We start from the raw sequence: 15,590 nt of genomic DNA on the forward strand, positions 1-15,590 counted from the left end.
CTTAGAATGCGTTATAGGGATCCTGATAAACGTCAGATATAAAAAAGCCCCAACGAAGGGGCATTGTGAATCACTATCTAATTGTTACTTGTTCAGTCGATAGAAAGTTGCCTTACTAATCTTTAACTCATCCTGTACCTGCTTTGGTGACATTCCCTGTGAAAGAAGTTCCCGAACCTGTTCTGACGTTGCTTTAATCGGTCTTCCACAGTGAACACCTTCAGATTGAGCACGTTTAATCCCTGCTGTTCTGCGCTCTGCTATCAAGTCTTTCTCTAAAGAAGCCAATCCAGCCATCATAGTGAGCATAGCCTTACCCACTGGTGTAGACAGGTCGAACCCTTCACGCAAGCTGATAACCTTTACGCCCTTAGCTTGAAGAGTCTCAACTGTTGAGAGTACATCAATAGTGTTACGGCCTAAGCGGTCAATCCCGATGACAATCAGTGTGTCACCTTCACGGACATAGTTCAGCAGGTCACCGAATCCTTTACGCTCTGTAGCCTTAATGCCACCTGATACAGCCTCATCAGAGAACCACTTGCCAACCTGATAACCAGCCTCATTGATTTGTTTCTTCTGGTTCTCAATAGTCTGGTCAGAAGTTGATACACGGACATAGGCGATTACAGATGACATTATGGTGATTCCCTGAAAGTTGTCTCAAAACCTAGTCTCAAAATAATACATGTATCAAAAAACAATATCAACCTTTTGAGACAACCTAATCACACCTTTAGAGACCCTTTTCAGCAGTATCAAAACTACTTCCTTTTGAGACAATCCAAACCATTGAAACAGGTTATATAAATACTGATTCTTATCTCTTTTCGGAACTAAAACAGTTAATAGGCTAGGGCTATTGAAATCACTGGTGTTGATAGGGGTTTTAACACTATTCGGAGAGACTGTTTTTTACTGTTAATTTAGCCATCTAAACGGCTATTATTCAGCGTTAGCAAGTCATTGAAGGGGGTCACTATGGAAATTTCAGAAACCGAAAAGGAAATCTGGCTAACCATAGCGACCTTATAAACTTCACGCAACTATATTGAGCGTTTATTTTGCTCGATGTTTTCAGGAACTTGTTTCAACGCCCCGTAGATAATTTCCTTTTCAGTCATTGAATTGAAATTGTTATCTAGAAAGGCTGAACCAAAGAGACCCTTGTTTTTAATCTCTTTCAGAAATGAAACAAACTCTTCATTGGTGTTCATATTTTCGTACTTATGATAAAGCTCACCTATTTTATTGAGTGCTACAGCAGCATTATTAATGGTTTCGACTTTAACCTTGTACCTTTCCTCAGCAAGTTTAATCTCGCTTTGAATTTCATTGAGCTTTACGTGTGAGTCCTCGTATAATTTCTCAATAGCTTGAGTCGATTTTGTTAGTGTAGCTTCACGTAACTTGATTAGTGCCAATCTACTCTCATTTCTTGCATTTTGACGTTCAAGTTTATCTTTTTCACTTTTCTCAGTTAGTTCGGCAATGTTCGCTAGCTCAATAGCCTTTTTCTTCTTAATCATATCATCATCGAGCAATCTCAACTCCTCAGCAAGATTATTCTCTTTCCTTTTATCATCTGCCTTTTTTTGCGCAGTTAAGAGCCACTGCTGAAGATAGGGGGAGATAGCAGCTAAAGCAGCACCAACAATCACTGGTAATACAATATAATGAACAAAAAACCAATCCTGCGAAGTAATGTTAGAAATCCTTGCCTCAACCTCTTTTTTACTCATGAATAAAATTGCGATATTCTGCCAGTTAAATCCGAGCCATGAGAAAAACACATAACCCCATAAGGGGCTTGAAATCCTCTCCTTAAAGGCTTGTTTAATCTGTTCAACTGGTTCTTTAATAATTTCACTCATGATTCCTTCCTTAGCTGTTAATACGATTTTTGGAACTAATTTTCAATAATTAGAGTGAGAATCAATCACCCCAGCGACCTTAAAAGAGTTAAACAGGGATCCCGAAGTAGCAGCAGATTGCGTTAGTAAGAACGGCTGGAGCCGCTGCACCAGCGACCTTTAACGCACCTGTAAAAGCCTTACCTGTCATCTTACCAATCCATGAGCCGAAACCTTTTTCAACTTCTTCTTTTGAGGCTGGTTTAGGTGATTGCTCAAGAAGCTGTTTCAATTCAGCAACATCATTATCATCAAGACCGTGACTCTTTAGCTCACGCTCAAGGGATGCAATGTCATCAACTGAAATAGAGTTTTGCTGATTAATGTCGCCAGTGTTACCAGCCACAATTGAACCATTATTGGTAACGGTAGAGAAAAAATTATTGGTATTGTTATTCACTTGAATAATCTCTTTTTGAAGTTCTATTGAGGTAATTTCCAGCTCTTCGCAAAAAATTCCTTTACTTTCTAAGTCTATCGCCCAGTTCAAAATCATCATTTTGACATCTGCAACGATTTTTGACATCTGAGAGGCCGTAGGGAATTGTGCAAAGCTGGGGTAATCTCCGAACAAGCGAACAAAAAACTGCCTAACATCCTCCGTTACATATGCAGTGAGGCTTTCACCAGATGTTGCGAAACGCTCAACTTCCGCAAGGGGATTTTGAACCGCACACATCTTAAAAAGATAAAAAGTGTCGTGCTCCAGCAAATCTTTAAGAAAAGTTCTATCTAAATTCATATTCTGCCACTGACCGTTATTCAGTTGCGAATAATAAGGCAAGTTTAAAAGTCGATAGGGTGGAGTTAGGCTTTTAGAGGGATATCCCCTGTATTCACTCTCAAGCCAATCTCCAAAATCCTTTTGACCGAGTTTTTTTGCAATAATTATCGCCTGCATCAAAATAGGCTGCATTCCTACAGTGCCAGAATGAATCATATTTCTAAGCTGAATTACCGGAGACTTCACCATCAATTGCCCTCAACATCCAGATTTTCAAGCATTCTAGTTCATCTACTCGCAAGAGGTTAAGCAAACTTTTCACAGCGGCTGACTAGGTTGCTCTTCCATCTCTTTTACCCACTCCGGAGCCTCTTCTAAGGCTATGTGTCGTGGCTTAGTTGTGAACCCTTCGAAGTCGAATTCATCACCATCAATCAGCGGTAAAATCTCTAGCCATTGAGCACCGTCAACTACTTTATCGAGTGGAAAATTTAATAATTTCAATCCATTGTGTAATAAGACATCACATTTCTTTCCAGCCGTGTTGATTCGAATCTCTTTAACGATACGCTTGATGATGATTTGAGCCTCTACCCTGTCTTTCTTCACAGTCAAATCCAGATGACTGATTGTCTCAAGCTGGCTTGATTTCTCTCGCTGGTGAACCTCTGAGACAGCCTTTTCAGCGTCCTTAATTTGACTATTCAGGGCTTTCAAATCCTTTGCCATTGATTCGGTATCATCTGCCAGCATAGCCAGCTTAATGAGCCTCTCACGCTGTTTCTGAAGCTGTTCTAACTCACTTTGAAGAGAGCCTATAGCAGAGCCATTATCACGATTTAGGGCAAGACGGTTAGTATTGTAAAGCAGCCCCTGAACCAATGCGCGGTCAGTCTGCAATCTACTGAACCCAACACTATTACAGCGCCCTTCACTCTTCATTGAGCATTTGTATATACCAGACCTCTTAGCAGAGACACCCGCAACAACGACGATAAAGCCACACTCAGAGCACCTGAGAACGCCCTTGAAGAGATTTGTTAGCAAAGGTAGGTCAGAGGAAGGTTTACGCCCTGAACCCTGTTTAAGCTGCTGTACAGCGTAGAATTGTTCATCGGTGATTATTGAGGGGTAATAGTTTGGTATCTCTGAAACACCCTTTACAGCCATTGATTTAGAAGGGACTTTGAAACCAATCACTGAGCGGTTGGATAGCAATTCTGTAACCGATGATTGAGACCAGCCCCCCTTTATGGATTTGTGCTGGTTCAGGGTATAGAAACCTTCATCGTTCATCTTTTTGGCTATCTTGATATGAGACAAGCCCTCTAACCGTAGCTGAAACACCCTCTGAACCGCCTTCACGTTTTCATGGATGAATTCAAAGTGTGAACGGTCTTCAGAGACTTTTAACCATGCTGCACAACGCTTTGACATAATTTCACCGTTTGCAGCCCGTTCCCTTTTACCAGCCCACATAGAGCGCAAGCGGGTAGATTTCATCGCTGATTCTTCATGTGCTCTTTCCATCACCAGCATCGCTTTAATCATGGACAGTGAATCTTTCAGACTTTCTTTCGTGTACCACTCGTTATCGACAAGTGTCACCACTTCAACGCCAGACCTGAGAATCTTTCTAAGCTGTTCTCCGGCTGTGTCGATGTCCTGACGGCTTACTCTATCTAATGACTCGACTAGAAGAACTGAACCCGCTTCAATGTAGCCAGATTCCACAGCGGCTAGAAATTCACCAAAAGCCCCTGACTTAGCATTAGCACCAGAGAAGCCGCTTATACCTAAATCCTGAAAGCGTAATGATTCGTCTAAATAGTAATCGGGATTTCGTTTTAACCAATCGTTAATGTACTTGCTTTGACGCTTAGTAGAATCACCAACCGATTGAATCTTCGTAGAAAATCGTATGTATGAGATTGCTTTTGGCATGGGGTTTATGATGAGTTATGAAGAGATTGAACAAGTGTATCATAAGAAAGGTGTAATCCTCGACAGCCGTCCTGTACACAGCGCCATTCCGCATAACGAAGCCATCATTGATGCACAACGCAAAAAGCCCAAAGTACCCGTCCATGCCGTCGTGACTGCGCATAACCCAATGGTCAGATTTATCGGTAGCGATAACATGCTGCAAAATCGGGACATGTTCGCCGTGTGGCTGCAAACGTTGCCAAAATGGGAGCAAAGCACCACGCCGTATCTCTTTTTACACACCCCGGATATCGCCCAGGCACCTGAACTGGTCGATGTTCTGTGGCAAGCCTTACAGGACGTGGTTCCGTCGGTGGGCAACGCCCCCTCTATTCCACAACAATCTTCTCTTTTCTGAGGAAGCCCCCTATCATAGAGAGGTACCATCTGCCAAAAAACAGGGAGTTTGTATGGTCAGCGCGCTGTATGCGGTGTTAGGTGCATTACTGCTGATTAAGTTTTCGTTTGATGTTGTTCGGCTGAGAATGCAATACCGCGTCTCCTACGGTGACGGCGGTTTTTCGGAACTGCAAAGTGCTATCCGCGTCCACGGCAACGCGGTCGAATACATCCCCATTGCGCTCATTTTACTGCTGTTTATGGAGATGGATGGTGCAGAAACCTGGATGGTACATATCTGTGGTCTGCTTTTGCTTGCTGGCCGGTTAATGCACTATTACGGCTTTCATCACCGCTTATTCCGCTGGCGTCGTTCCGGCATGAGCGCGACCTGGTGTTCGCTTGTGCTGATGGTGCTGGCTAACCTTTGGTATATGCCGTGGGAGTTGGTTTTCTCCTTCCATTAGCGCACAATACGCCACTTTATTTTTCCCGGATTTTTACGTTATGTCAGATCGCGACACGCTTTTTTCCGCGCCTATCGCCAGCCTGGGCGACTGGACCTTTGATGAACGGGTAGCCGAAGTCTTCCCGGATATGATCCAGCGCTCTGTTCCCGGTTATTCCAATATCATCTCCATGATCGGCATGCTGGCTGAGCGTTTCGTTCAGCCCGGTACGCAGGTGTATGACCTGGGCTGTTCGCTCGGCGCGGCAACGCTGTCGGTTCGTCGTAACATTCGCCACGAGGGCTGTAAGATCATTGCCGTCGATAACTCACCCGCAATGGTTGAACGCTGCCGTCGTCATATTGACGCTTATAAGGCCCCGACGCCGGTTGAAGTGGTGGAAGGCGATATTCGCAATATTGACATCCAGAATGCCTCAATGGTGGTGCTGAATTTTACCCTGCAGTTCCTGGTGCCTGAAGACCGTCAGCTGTTGCTGGATAAAATTTATAAAGGTCTTAACCCCGGTGGCGCGCTGGTGTTATCAGAGAAGTTTAGCTTTGAAGACGCTGACGTAGGCGAGCTGCTGTTCAACATGCACCACGACTTTAAACGCGCCAACGGCTACAGCGAGCTGGAGATCAGCCAGAAGCGCAGCATGCTCGAAAACGTAATGCTGACGGATCCCGTTGAAGCTCACAAAGCACGCCTGCGTAAAGCCGGATTTGAACACAGCGAATTGTGGTTCCAGTGCTTTAACTTTGGCTCTCTGGTCGCGCTGAAAGCTGAGGATGCGGCATGATCGAGTTTGGTAACTTCTATTCACTGATTGCGAAAAACCACCTCTCCCACTGGCTGGAAACCTTACCGGCGCAGATTGCTACCTGGCAGCGCGATCAGCAGCACGGTCTGTTAAAGCAGTGGTCAAACGCGGTGGAGTTTCTGCCTGAGCTGAAACCCTATCGTCTGGACTTGCTCCACAGCGTAACCGCAGAAAGCGAAACACCCCTCTCAGCCGGGCAGGCAAACCGTATTGAAACACTGATGCGTAACCTGATGCCGTGGCGCAAAGGGCCGTTCTCGCTCTATGGCATCGACATCAATACCGAATGGCGTTCAGACTGGAAATGGGATCGCGTTCTTCCCCATCTGTCCGACCTTACCGGGCGCACGATTCTGGACGTTGGCTGCGGTAGCGGCTATCACATGTGGCGCATGATTGGTGCGGGTGCCCATCTGGCAGTCGGTATCGACCCAATGCAGCTGTTCCTGTGTCAGTTTGAAGCGGTGCGTAAATTGCTGGGCAACGACCAGCGCGCCCACCTGCTGCCGCTGGGGATTGAGCAACTGCCAGCCCTGAAGGCATTTGATACCGTGTTCTCGATGGGGGTGCTGTACCACCGTCGTTCCCCGCTGGAGCATCTGTGGCAATTGAAAGATCAGCTGGTCAGCGGCGGCGAGCTGGTGCTGGAAACGCTGGTTGTCGAAGGCGATGAACATGCCGTTCTGGTGCCGGGTGACCGTTACGCGCAAATGCGCAATGTCTACTTTATCCCTTCCGCGCTGGCGTTGAAAAACTGGCTGGAGAAATGCGGTTTTGTGGATGTGCGCATTGCGGACGTCTGCGTCACCTCAATCGAAGAACAGCGCCGGACGGACTGGATGGTGACCGAATCCCTGGAACAATTCCTCGACCCGGCGGATCACAGCAAAACCATTGAAGGCTACCCTGCGCCAATGCGTGCGGTATTGATTGCGACGAAGCCGTAGCCTTTTGCCGGGTGGCGGCTACGCCTTACCCGGCCTACTCGTAGCACGTTTTCTCCAGAATAGTTCACGTTGCAGCAAGACGGCAACGCAGCGGCGGCTTGAAATATGAAGGCGAAAAAAAGGCCCCTGTTTAATTGGCAGGGGCCTGGTACAAGCAAGCATCATATTGGGCGACATGATGCGCGGTAAAAATCAGTACGTTGCTACACGTGATGACGCTCAATTATCGATTTCATTACCGCAACCGACTCTCCATCTACACCGTAGCGCGAGTACTCATCCGCTTCAGCATCCGTCGACATTGACAACCCTGTATTGCGATAACGCATGGGTGACGGTATCCACTTACCCGCTGAGCTATGAAGCTCTTCCACCCCTGCGTTTAAAAACAGTTCCAGATTGCTGGCACGTACTCCTGCGCCAGCCATTACTATTGGAACACCGGAATGTGCTTTTAGTTCCGTAATTAATTTTAATCCTTTTTCAGCAGAGGACTGCTGACCCGATGTCAGCACTCGCGACACGCCAAGTTCTGCAAGCGTATCAAACGCCTGAAGAGGATCTTTACACATATCAAACGCACGATGAAACGTGACTGCCATCCCCTTTGCCGCGCTCATCACCTGACGCATACGCGGTAGATCGATATGACCGTCTTCATCCAGCAAACCGATAACCAGCCCCGGGAACCCCAGGTCACGAACGAGTGCGATATCTTCAAGCATGGCACTAAACTCACCCGCCGTGTAACAAAAATCACCGCCGCGTGGACGAATAATTGGGTGAACCGGGATGCTGACCTCCTGGCGGGCAGATTTCAGCACACCGTATGAAGGCGTCAGCCCACCTTCTTTGGGAGCTGCGCACAGTTCAATACGGTCGGCCCCCTGTTTTTGCGCGGTCACGGCACACTCCACGCTGTAACAACAAATCTCCAGCAGCGCCATTCAATCCTCCTTAAATTCCACTAAACGCACCATCATGACACACCGTCCGTACCTCGTCCCGGCGTGAACTCACAACTCTCAGGCTTCGCTGGCAACTATCTGTTCAATCGTCCACGGATGGAACTTCACCGTCACCTGCCCGTCCGTCACGGCAAGCGTTGGGTTGGGTAAACGCTCCCGCTCACCTTTGGGGGAACTTGTTTTCACAAAAATACCCGGCTGGCTTAAGCCCTCGTCGGATAACAGCGCCAGCGCGCGGGCATTCAACGTGTCCGGCTCACCCGGCAGCACAATTTCAATATGCTCCCAGCCTTCATGCGGGTAACGTTTCTCCCCAGGCCACGGCAGTTCGACAACGCTGAACTGCCAGTGCGCCACACATACCGGTTCATGCAGTTTGAACAGGCAGACAGGACGGCCGTTAATCATATTCTCAGAGAGCAGCTCACCGCACTGTTCGAACCCGCGACGCCAGCGCTCAGCGGTGGCGTTTTGATGGCAGCGCAGGGAAATGTGATCGGCCTCAAGCGGCGCGATATCCAGACCAAGACGGGTGGCAAGTTCTGTGAACGCCAGGGTGAAGCGCGGTAAATCTGCGGAAATATCATGCAGTTCGTCAATGGAGTGCCAGTTCGCCATATGTCAGTCTCTTATCGTGTCGCAAAGCCGCTAATTTACTCTGTTGTCCCTTTTCGACCAACCGCAGAATAACGGATTTTATGACTGCATGATTATGCACACCTTCTTAGCCTGGATTCTGAGCAATCTTCGGCCCCCGTAATGCTGACGCCAGAAGGCATTTGCAGTATACTCCCGCCCTAAATTCTTTAACTGATGCAGGTGGTTATTAACCCGCATCAAAAACGTAAGGTATCCAGGTGAATATTCAGGCTCTTCTCTCAGAAAAAGTCAGTCAGGCACTGATTGCCGCAGGCGCGCCTGCGGATTGCGAACCGCAGGTTCGTCAGTCAGCAAAAGTACAGTTTGGTGACTATCAGGCTAATGGCGTGATGGCAGTCGCTAAAAAACTGGGCATGCCGCCGCGACAACTCGCTGAGCTGGTGCTGACTCATCTGGATCTCACCGGTATCGCCAGCAAAACCGAAATCGCCGGCCCGGGCTTTATCAACATTTTCCTTGAGCCTGCCTTCCTGGCAAGCAATGTTGACGCCGCGCTGAAGTCTGACCGCCTGGGTGTCACCCAGCCAGAAGTGCAGACCGTGGTGATTGACTACTCTGCGCCAAACGTGGCGAAAGAGATGCACGTCGGCCACCTGCGCTCCACCATCATTGGTGATGCGGCTGTCCGCACCCTGGAGTTCCTCGGCCATAAAGTGATCCGCGCAAACCACGTGGGTGACTGGGGTACTCAGTTCGGTATGCTGATTGCTTACCTGGAAAAACAGCAACAAGAAAACGCGGGCGAGATGGCGCTTGCGGACCTGGAAGGTTTCTACCGTGAAGCCAAAAAACACTACGACGAAGATGAAGTGTTTGCTGAGCGCGCACGTAGTTATGTCGTGAAACTGCAGGGTGGCGACCAGTACTTCCTGGAAATGTGGCGCAAGCTGGTTGACATCACCATGTCCCAGAACCAGTTAACCTACAACCGCCTGAACGTAACGCTGACCCGTGACGATGTGATGGGTGAAAGCCTGTATAACCCAATGCTGCCTGGCATTGTGGCCGACCTGAAAGCCAAAGGTCTGGCGGTTGAGAGCGAAGGCGCAACGGTAGTGTTCCTTGATGAGTACAAAAACAAGGAAGGCGAACCGATGGGCGTGATCATCCAGAAAAAGGATGGCGGCTATCTGTATACCACCACCGATATCGCCTGTGCGAAGTACCGTTACGAAACCCTGCACGCTGACCGTGTGCTGTACTACATCGATTCCCGTCAGCACCAGCACCTGATGCAGGCGTGGACTATCGTGCGTAAAGCAGGCTACGTGCCTGACTCTGTGCCGCTGGAACACCACATGTTCGGCATGATGCTGGGTAAAGACGGCAAACCGTTCAAAACCCGTGCGGGTGGTACCGTGAAACTTTCTGACCTGCTGGACGAAGCGCTGGAACGCGCCCGTCGCCTGGTGGCCGAGAAGAACCCGGATATGCCAGCTGATGAACTGGAAAAACTGGCCAATGCCGTCGGTATCGGTGCGGTGAAATATGCGGATCTCTCCAAGAACCGTACCACCGACTACATTTTCGACTGGGACAACATGCTGGCGTTTGAAGGCAACACGGCACCGTACATGCAGTACGCCTATACCCGTGTGCTCTCGGTATTCCGTAAAGCCGACATCGACGAAAGCGTGCTGGCAAAAACAACTGTCACCCTCACTGAAGATCGTGAAGCGCAGTTGGCAGCGCGCCTGTTGCAGTTTGAGGAGACGCTGACGGTTGTCGCGCGTGACGGTACTCCACATGTGATGTGTGCTTACCTGTACGACCTGGCTGGTCTGTTCTCCGGCTTCTACGAGCACTGCCCTATCCTGTCCGCAGACAGCGAAGCGGTGCGTAACAGCCGCCTGAAGCTGGCGCAACTGACCGCGAAAACCCTGAAGCTGGGTCTGGATACTCTGGGTATCGAAACCGTAGAGCGTATGTAAGCAGAACCGTCCGCCTCAAGGGGCGGACGGTGATTAGCGGTAGTTAACAATCACAGAATTGCTCTGAACATTCAGCGCCGGGATCAAACGTCCTCCCCCCGGCACTTCCCAGACAAAGTGTAAAGGCTCCACCGCTGGCACACCGTTGAGCGCCTGCGTGGTGCCACTTTCCCCGTCAATTTCCGTACAGCGAGTCTGCGAACACAAACGCACCCGCAGCCCGGCAGGCGTTGGGCCAATCAGCTTATAGTTCCACACCACCATCGTCATCAGCCCGGAAACCGCATCAGGCGGTGACAGCGGGTTCGAAGACATCGACACACCACGATTATTGAGCGTTACGCCCATGCTGCTGGCCTGCCACATCCCTTCGCCCGCAGCCTGCGCCGCCAGCGGGAAAAATAAGATCCATAGCCACTTACGCATTATTTACCTCCAATCGTCGCGGTCATACGAATGTGGCGGTTATCCGACAGCTCCATGTTCGACAACACCACCAGTTGATTCAGGCTACGACGCAGGAAGCGCGACAGTAACGGTCGCAGCGCGTGGTTAACCAGCAGAACCGGTGGCGCACCCAGCATCTCCTGACGCGCCAGCGCCTCCTGGGTTTGTGCCAGTAAGCGGTCAGCCAGACCCGGCTCCAGCCCGCCACCACCCTGCAATGCCTGAAGCAGCAGACGTTCAAGTGGCGTATCAAGACCAATCACCTGCACTTCGCCGGTTCCCGGGAACCATTGCTGGGTGATTGCACGACCCAGCGCCACGCGCACGACCGCCGTCAACTCGTGCGGATCGCTTTGCAGCGGTGCATGTTCGGCCAGCGTTTCCAGAATGGTGCGCATATCGCGGATAGGAACTTTTTCGTCGAGCAGATTTTGCAGCACCTTGTGCAGCGTGGTTAACGTCAGCACACCCGGCACCAGATCTTCGGTCAGCTTCGGCATCTCCTGCGTCACGCGGTCGAGCAGTTGCTGTGCTTCCTGGCGACCAAACAGCTCTGCCGAGAATTGACCAATCAGGTGGTTAAGATGGGTCGCCACCACGGTACTGGCTTCCACTACGGTATAACCCTGGATTTGCGCCTGCTCTTTCAGTGCGCTTTCAATCCAGATAGCCGCCAGACCAAAGGCCGGATCGATGGTTTGTTCACCCGGCAACGTTCCTGCCGCCGTGCCCGGATTAATCGCCAGCCAGCGACCTGGATAGGCATCACCGCTGCCAATTTCCACCCCTTTCATCAGAATGCGATAGCGCGCAGGCGGGAGATCCATGTTGTCACGGATGTGGACAACCGGTGGCAGGAAGCCCATATCCTGGGCGAATTTTTTACGGATACTGCGGATACGGCCAAGCAGTTCACCATCCTGCTGGAAATCCACCATTGGGATCAGGCGATAACCCACTTCCATTCCCAGTGAATCTTCCAGCTGAACATCATTCCAGGTTGCTTCGACGGCTTGCGTGTTCTCCGGTACTTTTACCGGCGCATGCTCCGCAACTGGCTTGCTTTCACGTCCGCGCATCCACCAGGCAAGACCCAGCAAACCGGCGGTGAACAGCAGGAACACCAGGTTTGGCATACCCGGAACCAGGCCGAGCAGACCGAGCACCGCCGCCGCCAGCAGCATTACGCGCGGATTGCTGAAAAGCTGTCCGACCATCTGCTCGCCAACATCCTGATCGGTGCTGACGCGGGTCACGATAACACCCGCAGCGGTAGAGATAACCAGCGCCGGGATCTGGGCGACGAGGCCGTCACCGATGGTCAACAGCGTATAACTTTCCGCCGCATGCCCCATGTCCATACCGTGCTGCAACACCCCAACCAGAAGGCCGCCCACCACGTTAATCACCATGATAAGAATGCCCGCGATGGCATCCCCACGCACAAACTTACTCGCACCGTCCATCGAACCGTAGAAGTCCGCTTCCTGGGTCACTTCTGCACGGCGTTTTTTGGCTTCATCCTCGGCGATAAGCCCGGCGTTCAGGTCGGCGTCGATCGCCATCTGTTTACCCGGCATCCCGTCCAGCACGAAACGCGCGCCCACTTCGGCGATACGCCCGGCACCTTTGGTGATAACCATAAAGTTGATGATAACGAGGATAACGAACACCACGATACCGATAGCAAAGTTACCGCCCACGAGGAAGTGGCCGAAAGCCTCAACCACTTTACCCGCCGCCGCCGCGCCGGTGTGACCTTCCATCAGAATGATACGCGTGGACGCCACGTTCAGCGCCAGTCGCAGCAAGGTGGTAAACAGCAAAATGGTCGGGAACGCCGCAAACTCAAGGGTACGCTGGGTGAACATCGCCACCAGCAGCACCATGATGGACAACGCAATGTTGAATGTGAAAAGCAGATCGAGGATGAATGCCGGTAGCGGCAGTACCATCATCGACAAAATTAGCAGGATGAGGATCGGCCCGGCAAGGATCTGCCATTGAGTCGATTTCAGGTTGCCGGGCAGGCGCAACATTGCCACCAGATTAGCCATCAGTGTCCTTCTCGTTCATAAAATCCAGCGCGGCAGGCACCGGAAGGTTTTCAGGTTTCACAGGCCGTTGACCGCCAGCCAGACGCCAGCGTTTCAATTGCCATACCCAGGCCAGCACTTCCGCCACGGCGGCGTAGAGTTGTCCCGGGATTTGTTGTCCGATTTCCGCGTGGCGATATAAGGCACGCGCCAGCGGCGGGGCTTCCAGAATTGGCACGCGGTTTTCGGTACCGATTTCGCGGATGCGCAGCGCTATCAACCCCGCCCCTTTCGCCACCACTTTCGGCGCGCTCATTTTGTTTTCGTCGTATCGCAGCGCAACGGAGTAGTGGGTCGGGTTAGTGACGATGACGTCGGCTTTTGGTACATCCTCCATCATCCGTCGACGGGCGGCGGCACGCTGCATCTGGCGAATACGCCCTTTTACATGCGGGTCACCTTCCATCTGCTTATATTCATCACGGATATCCTGGCGTGACATCCGTAACTTCTTGAAGTGACTATAAAGCTGGAAGATAACGTCAAAGCCCACCATTGGAATAATGCTCAGCACCACCAGCAGCGAGCCCAACCCGATGAGATTCATGGCGTTACTCATTGCACTTAACGGTGATTCACTGATCAGGCGCATCATGTCGGGCCAGTTGTGCAACAGGTAAAACCCGGCGGCACTTCCCATCAGGGTGGATTTGAGGATCGCTTTAACCAGCTCGGCACCGGTCTGGGCGGAAAACATACGGGCTATACCCGGGAGCGGGTTGAGTTTGGAGAATTTAGGCTGCAACGATTTGCCGCTAAACACCAGGCCACCGAGCATAACCGGTGACACAATCGCCACCAGCACCACGCCTGTGATAAGCGGCAGCAAGGCGGTCATCGCCCCTTTAAGCAGCAAAATAATTTGTCCGAGGATCAGATTGGGGTCATTAACCATACTGTGGTCAAAACGTAACCCTGCTGAGAGCATTCCTGCCAGTCTGCGGGCGAGCGACTCCCCACCCAACCAGATAACGCACACACCCACAATCAGGATCAGCAGGGATGTCAGTTCTCGGGATCGGGGGATCTGCCCTTCCTCACGCGCTTTTTCAAGTCGGTGGGGTGTGGGGGCTTCCGTTTTGTCGTCGTTATCTTCTGCCACAGTGCATGCTCGCAGCCCATTTAGTCACGGGTATCATGCCAGTGCAGCGGAAATCCAATGGCGGGAAAAGCCAGTTTATTCTGGCTCTTTTCGGTGATTCTTCGCGTTTACCGCCTCAGGCCGCGTTCGCAACCTGAGGCGGGAAGTACAATCAGAAGCCGAGGCTGTCCAGCAGGTCGTCCACCTGATCCTGGCTTGCCACAACGCCCGCTTTGGTGGCGTCAAGCTGCGGGCCATTGAGCAGGCTTTCGTTCTCGCGCTTCGGACGAGAGGCCGGTTCCGGGATATTCTCCAGCAGCACCATCAGTAACTGACGTTCAATCTCCTGAATCACATCCATCATGCGCTTGATAACCTGACCGGTCAGATCCTGGAAATCCTGCGCCATCATGATGTCCAGCAACTGCGCGTTGGTGAAGCTGGTGTGACCCGGCACATCACCAAGATACTGACGCGTATCGGTCACCAGTTCACGGGCATCCGACAGCTCAATAGGATTCTCAAACCACTCGTCCCAGCGTTTGGTCAGCGCTTTCGCGCCCTTCTCCATCGCATCCTGATGCGGTTGTGATGCTTCAACGCTGTTCAGCGCACGTTCAGCCGCCTGAGCGGTCATCTGTACGACATAGTCCAGACGGTCACGCGCGTCCGGAATCGCTTCTGCCGCTTCTGCGATAGCCTGGTCAAGCCCCAGTTCACGCAGGCTGTCACGCAGCATGCGCGTAAGGCTACCGATGCGGGCAATAATATCGCTGGGCGAATGTTCTTCAACGGGTTTCATAGCAGGTTGCAACATATCCAACACCTCACATGCCGAGTTTCTCGAAGATCTTGCCGAGCTTCTCTTCCAGAGTCGCCGCAGTGAATGGCTTCACCACATAGCCACTTGCGCCCGCCTGTGCAGCGGCAATGATATTCTCTTTTTTCGCTTCTGCGGTCACCATCAGAACCGGCAGAGAGGCCATTCCTGCATCTGCGCGAATGGTTTTCAGCAGTTCCAGACCATCCATGTTTGGCATGTTCCAGTCGGAGATAACAAAACCAAAGCCGCCTGTCTGCAGTTTGTTCAGCGCATCAACGCCGTCTTCTGCTTCTTCAACGTTGTTGAAACCCAGCTCTTTCAGCAGGTTGCGCACAATGCGACGCATGGTGGAAAAGTCATCCACAACCAAAAACTTAAGCTCTTTATCCGCCATAAAATAATA

The 15,590-nt window shown here is 51.0% G+C and carries 15 protein-coding genes and 1 pseudogene; 5 read left to right on the top strand and 11 right to left on the bottom strand.

Features of this window, described 5'->3' with window-relative positions; genetic code table 11:
- Positions 1-84 precede the first annotated feature (84 nt).
- From ACHHZ6_RS01490 to ACHHZ6_RS01505, 4 genes are all read right to left on the bottom strand, one after another.
- Complete coding sequence (locus ACHHZ6_RS01490) at positions 85-639, bottom strand: recombinase family protein (RefSeq protein WP_063933507.1); 555 nt, start codon at positions 637-639, stop codon at positions 85-87.
- Between the two features lie 407 nt (positions 640-1,046).
- Entirely contained in the window at positions 1,047-1,874 is an 828-nt protein-coding gene (locus ACHHZ6_RS01495) for a hypothetical protein (protein ID WP_085827276.1), read from the bottom strand.
- A gap of 88 nt (positions 1,875-1,962) precedes the next feature.
- On the bottom strand, positions 1,963-2,886 hold the full coding sequence (locus ACHHZ6_RS01500) for a hypothetical protein (RefSeq protein ID WP_085827278.1): 924 nt from the start codon (positions 2,884-2,886) through the stop codon (positions 1,963-1,965).
- A gap of 69 nt (positions 2,887-2,955) precedes the next feature.
- On the bottom strand, positions 2,956-4,581 hold the full coding sequence (locus ACHHZ6_RS01505) for a recombinase family protein (protein WP_085827280.1): 1,626 nt from the start codon (positions 4,579-4,581) through the stop codon (positions 2,956-2,958).
- Between the two features lie 52 nt (positions 4,582-4,633).
- Here ACHHZ6_RS01505 and ACHHZ6_RS01510 point away from each other — a divergent pair.
- The 4 genes and pseudogenes from ACHHZ6_RS01510 to cmoB form a co-directional block, all read left to right on the top strand.
- Positions 4,634-4,981: pseudogene (locus tag ACHHZ6_RS01510) on the top strand (DUF72 domain-containing protein); the annotation flags it as partial.
- A 52-nt stretch (positions 4,982-5,033) separates the two neighbouring features.
- Positions 5,034-5,429, top strand: a complete 396-nt coding sequence (locus ACHHZ6_RS01515; protein ID WP_182271829.1) for an MAPEG family protein — start codon at positions 5,034-5,036, stop codon at positions 5,427-5,429.
- Positions 5,430-5,469: 40 nt separating this feature from the next.
- Positions 5,470-6,213 carry a carboxy-S-adenosyl-L-methionine synthase CmoA gene (gene cmoA, locus ACHHZ6_RS01520; RefSeq protein ID WP_182271830.1) on the top strand — a complete coding sequence of 248 codons (744 nt, stop codon included), beginning with the start codon at positions 5,470-5,472 and terminating at the stop codon, positions 6,211-6,213.
- Positions 6,210-7,181 carry a tRNA 5-methoxyuridine(34)/uridine 5-oxyacetic acid(34) synthase CmoB gene (gene cmoB, locus ACHHZ6_RS01525; protein ID WP_182271831.1) on the top strand — a complete coding sequence of 324 codons (972 nt, stop codon included), beginning with the start codon at positions 6,210-6,212 and terminating at the stop codon, positions 7,179-7,181. Before cmoA ends, cmoB begins: the two co-directional genes overlap by 4 nt.
- A gap of 203 nt (positions 7,182-7,384) precedes the next feature.
- On the opposite strand, the gene cutC is transcribed toward cmoB, so the two are convergent.
- Both cutC and ACHHZ6_RS01535 read right to left on the bottom strand, forming a co-directional pair.
- Positions 7,385-8,128, bottom strand: a complete 744-nt coding sequence (cutC, locus tag ACHHZ6_RS01530; protein WP_182271832.1) for a copper homeostasis protein CutC — start codon at positions 8,126-8,128, stop codon at positions 7,385-7,387.
- A 78-nt stretch (positions 8,129-8,206) separates the two neighbouring features.
- Positions 8,207-8,767, bottom strand: coding sequence for a VOC family protein (locus tag ACHHZ6_RS01535; RefSeq protein ID WP_395121632.1), 561 nt, complete (start codon positions 8,765-8,767; stop codon positions 8,207-8,209).
- Positions 8,768-9,006: 239 nt separating this feature from the next.
- On the opposite strand from ACHHZ6_RS01535, the gene argS reads away from it, so the two are divergent.
- Complete coding sequence (gene argS / locus ACHHZ6_RS01540) at positions 9,007-10,740, top strand: arginine--tRNA ligase (protein ID WP_182271834.1); 1,734 nt, start codon at positions 9,007-9,009, stop codon at positions 10,738-10,740.
- Positions 10,741-10,773: 33 nt separating this feature from the next.
- Here argS and ACHHZ6_RS01545 read toward each other — a convergent pair whose 3' ends face one another.
- The 5 genes from ACHHZ6_RS01545 to cheY form a co-directional block, all read right to left on the bottom strand.
- Complete coding sequence (locus ACHHZ6_RS01545; protein ID WP_182271835.1) at positions 10,774-11,166, bottom strand: flagellar protein FlhE; 393 nt, start codon at positions 11,164-11,166, stop codon at positions 10,774-10,776.
- The gene (flhA, locus tag ACHHZ6_RS01550; RefSeq protein ID WP_395121633.1) at positions 11,166-13,244 is read right to left on the bottom strand and encodes a flagellar biosynthesis protein FlhA; all 2,079 of its coding nucleotides are present in this window, start codon (positions 13,242-13,244) and stop codon (positions 11,166-11,168) included. The genes ACHHZ6_RS01545 and flhA overlap by 1 nt, the downstream gene beginning before the upstream one ends.
- On the bottom strand, positions 13,237-14,385 hold the full coding sequence (gene flhB, locus ACHHZ6_RS01555; RefSeq protein WP_182271837.1) for a flagellar biosynthesis protein FlhB: 1,149 nt from the start codon (positions 14,383-14,385) through the stop codon (positions 13,237-13,239). The genes flhA and flhB overlap by 8 nt, the downstream gene beginning before the upstream one ends.
- A 151-nt stretch (positions 14,386-14,536) precedes the next feature.
- A complete protein-coding gene (gene cheZ / locus ACHHZ6_RS01560; protein ID WP_182271838.1) occupies positions 14,537-15,181 on the bottom strand; it encodes a protein phosphatase CheZ in 645 nt (214 codons plus the stop codon).
- Positions 15,182-15,191: 10 nt separating this feature from the next.
- Entirely contained in the window at positions 15,192-15,581 is a 390-nt protein-coding gene (cheY, locus tag ACHHZ6_RS01565; protein ID WP_060460463.1) for a chemotaxis response regulator CheY, read from the bottom strand.
- Positions 15,582-15,590 lie beyond the last annotated feature (9 nt).

This window comes from Enterobacter cloacae complex sp. 2024EL-00214, assembly GCF_043945575.1.
In the GTDB taxonomy this organism is placed as follows: Bacteria; Pseudomonadota; Gammaproteobacteria; order Enterobacterales; family Enterobacteriaceae; genus Enterobacter; species Enterobacter cloacae_P.

Coding starts and splice junctions, on each gene's coding strand:
- cmoB (WP_182271831.1), top strand. CDS start 6,210: ATGATCGAGTTTGGTAACTTCTATTCACTGATTGCGAAAAACCACCTC.
- ACHHZ6_RS01495 (WP_085827276.1), bottom strand. CDS start 1,874: ATGAGTGAAATTATTAAAGAACCAGTTGAACAGATTAAACAAGCCTTT.
- cheY (WP_060460463.1), bottom strand. CDS start 15,581: ATGGCGGATAAAGAGCTTAAGTTTTTGGTTGTGGATGACTTTTCCACC.
- cmoA (WP_182271830.1), top strand. CDS start 5,470: ATGTCAGATCGCGACACGCTTTTTTCCGCGCCTATCGCCAGCCTGGGC.
- ACHHZ6_RS01535 (WP_395121632.1), bottom strand. CDS start 8,767: ATGGCGAACTGGCACTCCATTGACGAACTGCATGATATTTCCGCAGAT.
- flhA (WP_395121633.1), bottom strand. CDS start 13,244: ATGGCTAATCTGGTGGCAATGTTGCGCCTGCCCGGCAACCTGAAATCG.
- cutC (WP_182271832.1), bottom strand. CDS start 8,128: ATGGCGCTGCTGGAGATTTGTTGTTACAGCGTGGAGTGTGCCGTGACC.
- ACHHZ6_RS01515 (WP_182271829.1), top strand. CDS start 5,034: ATGGTCAGCGCGCTGTATGCGGTGTTAGGTGCATTACTGCTGATTAAG.
- ACHHZ6_RS01545 (WP_182271835.1), bottom strand. CDS start 11,166: ATGCGTAAGTGGCTATGGATCTTATTTTTCCCGCTGGCGGCGCAGGCT.
- ACHHZ6_RS01505 (WP_085827280.1), bottom strand. CDS start 4,581: ATGCCAAAAGCAATCTCATACATACGATTTTCTACGAAGATTCAATCG.
- cheZ (WP_182271838.1), bottom strand. CDS start 15,181: ATGTTGCAACCTGCTATGAAACCCGTTGAAGAACATTCGCCCAGCGAT.
- ACHHZ6_RS01500 (WP_085827278.1), bottom strand. CDS start 2,886: ATGGTGAAGTCTCCGGTAATTCAGCTTAGAAATATGATTCATTCTGGC.
- ACHHZ6_RS01490 (WP_063933507.1), bottom strand. CDS start 639: ATGTCATCTGTAATCGCCTATGTCCGTGTATCAACTTCTGACCAGACT.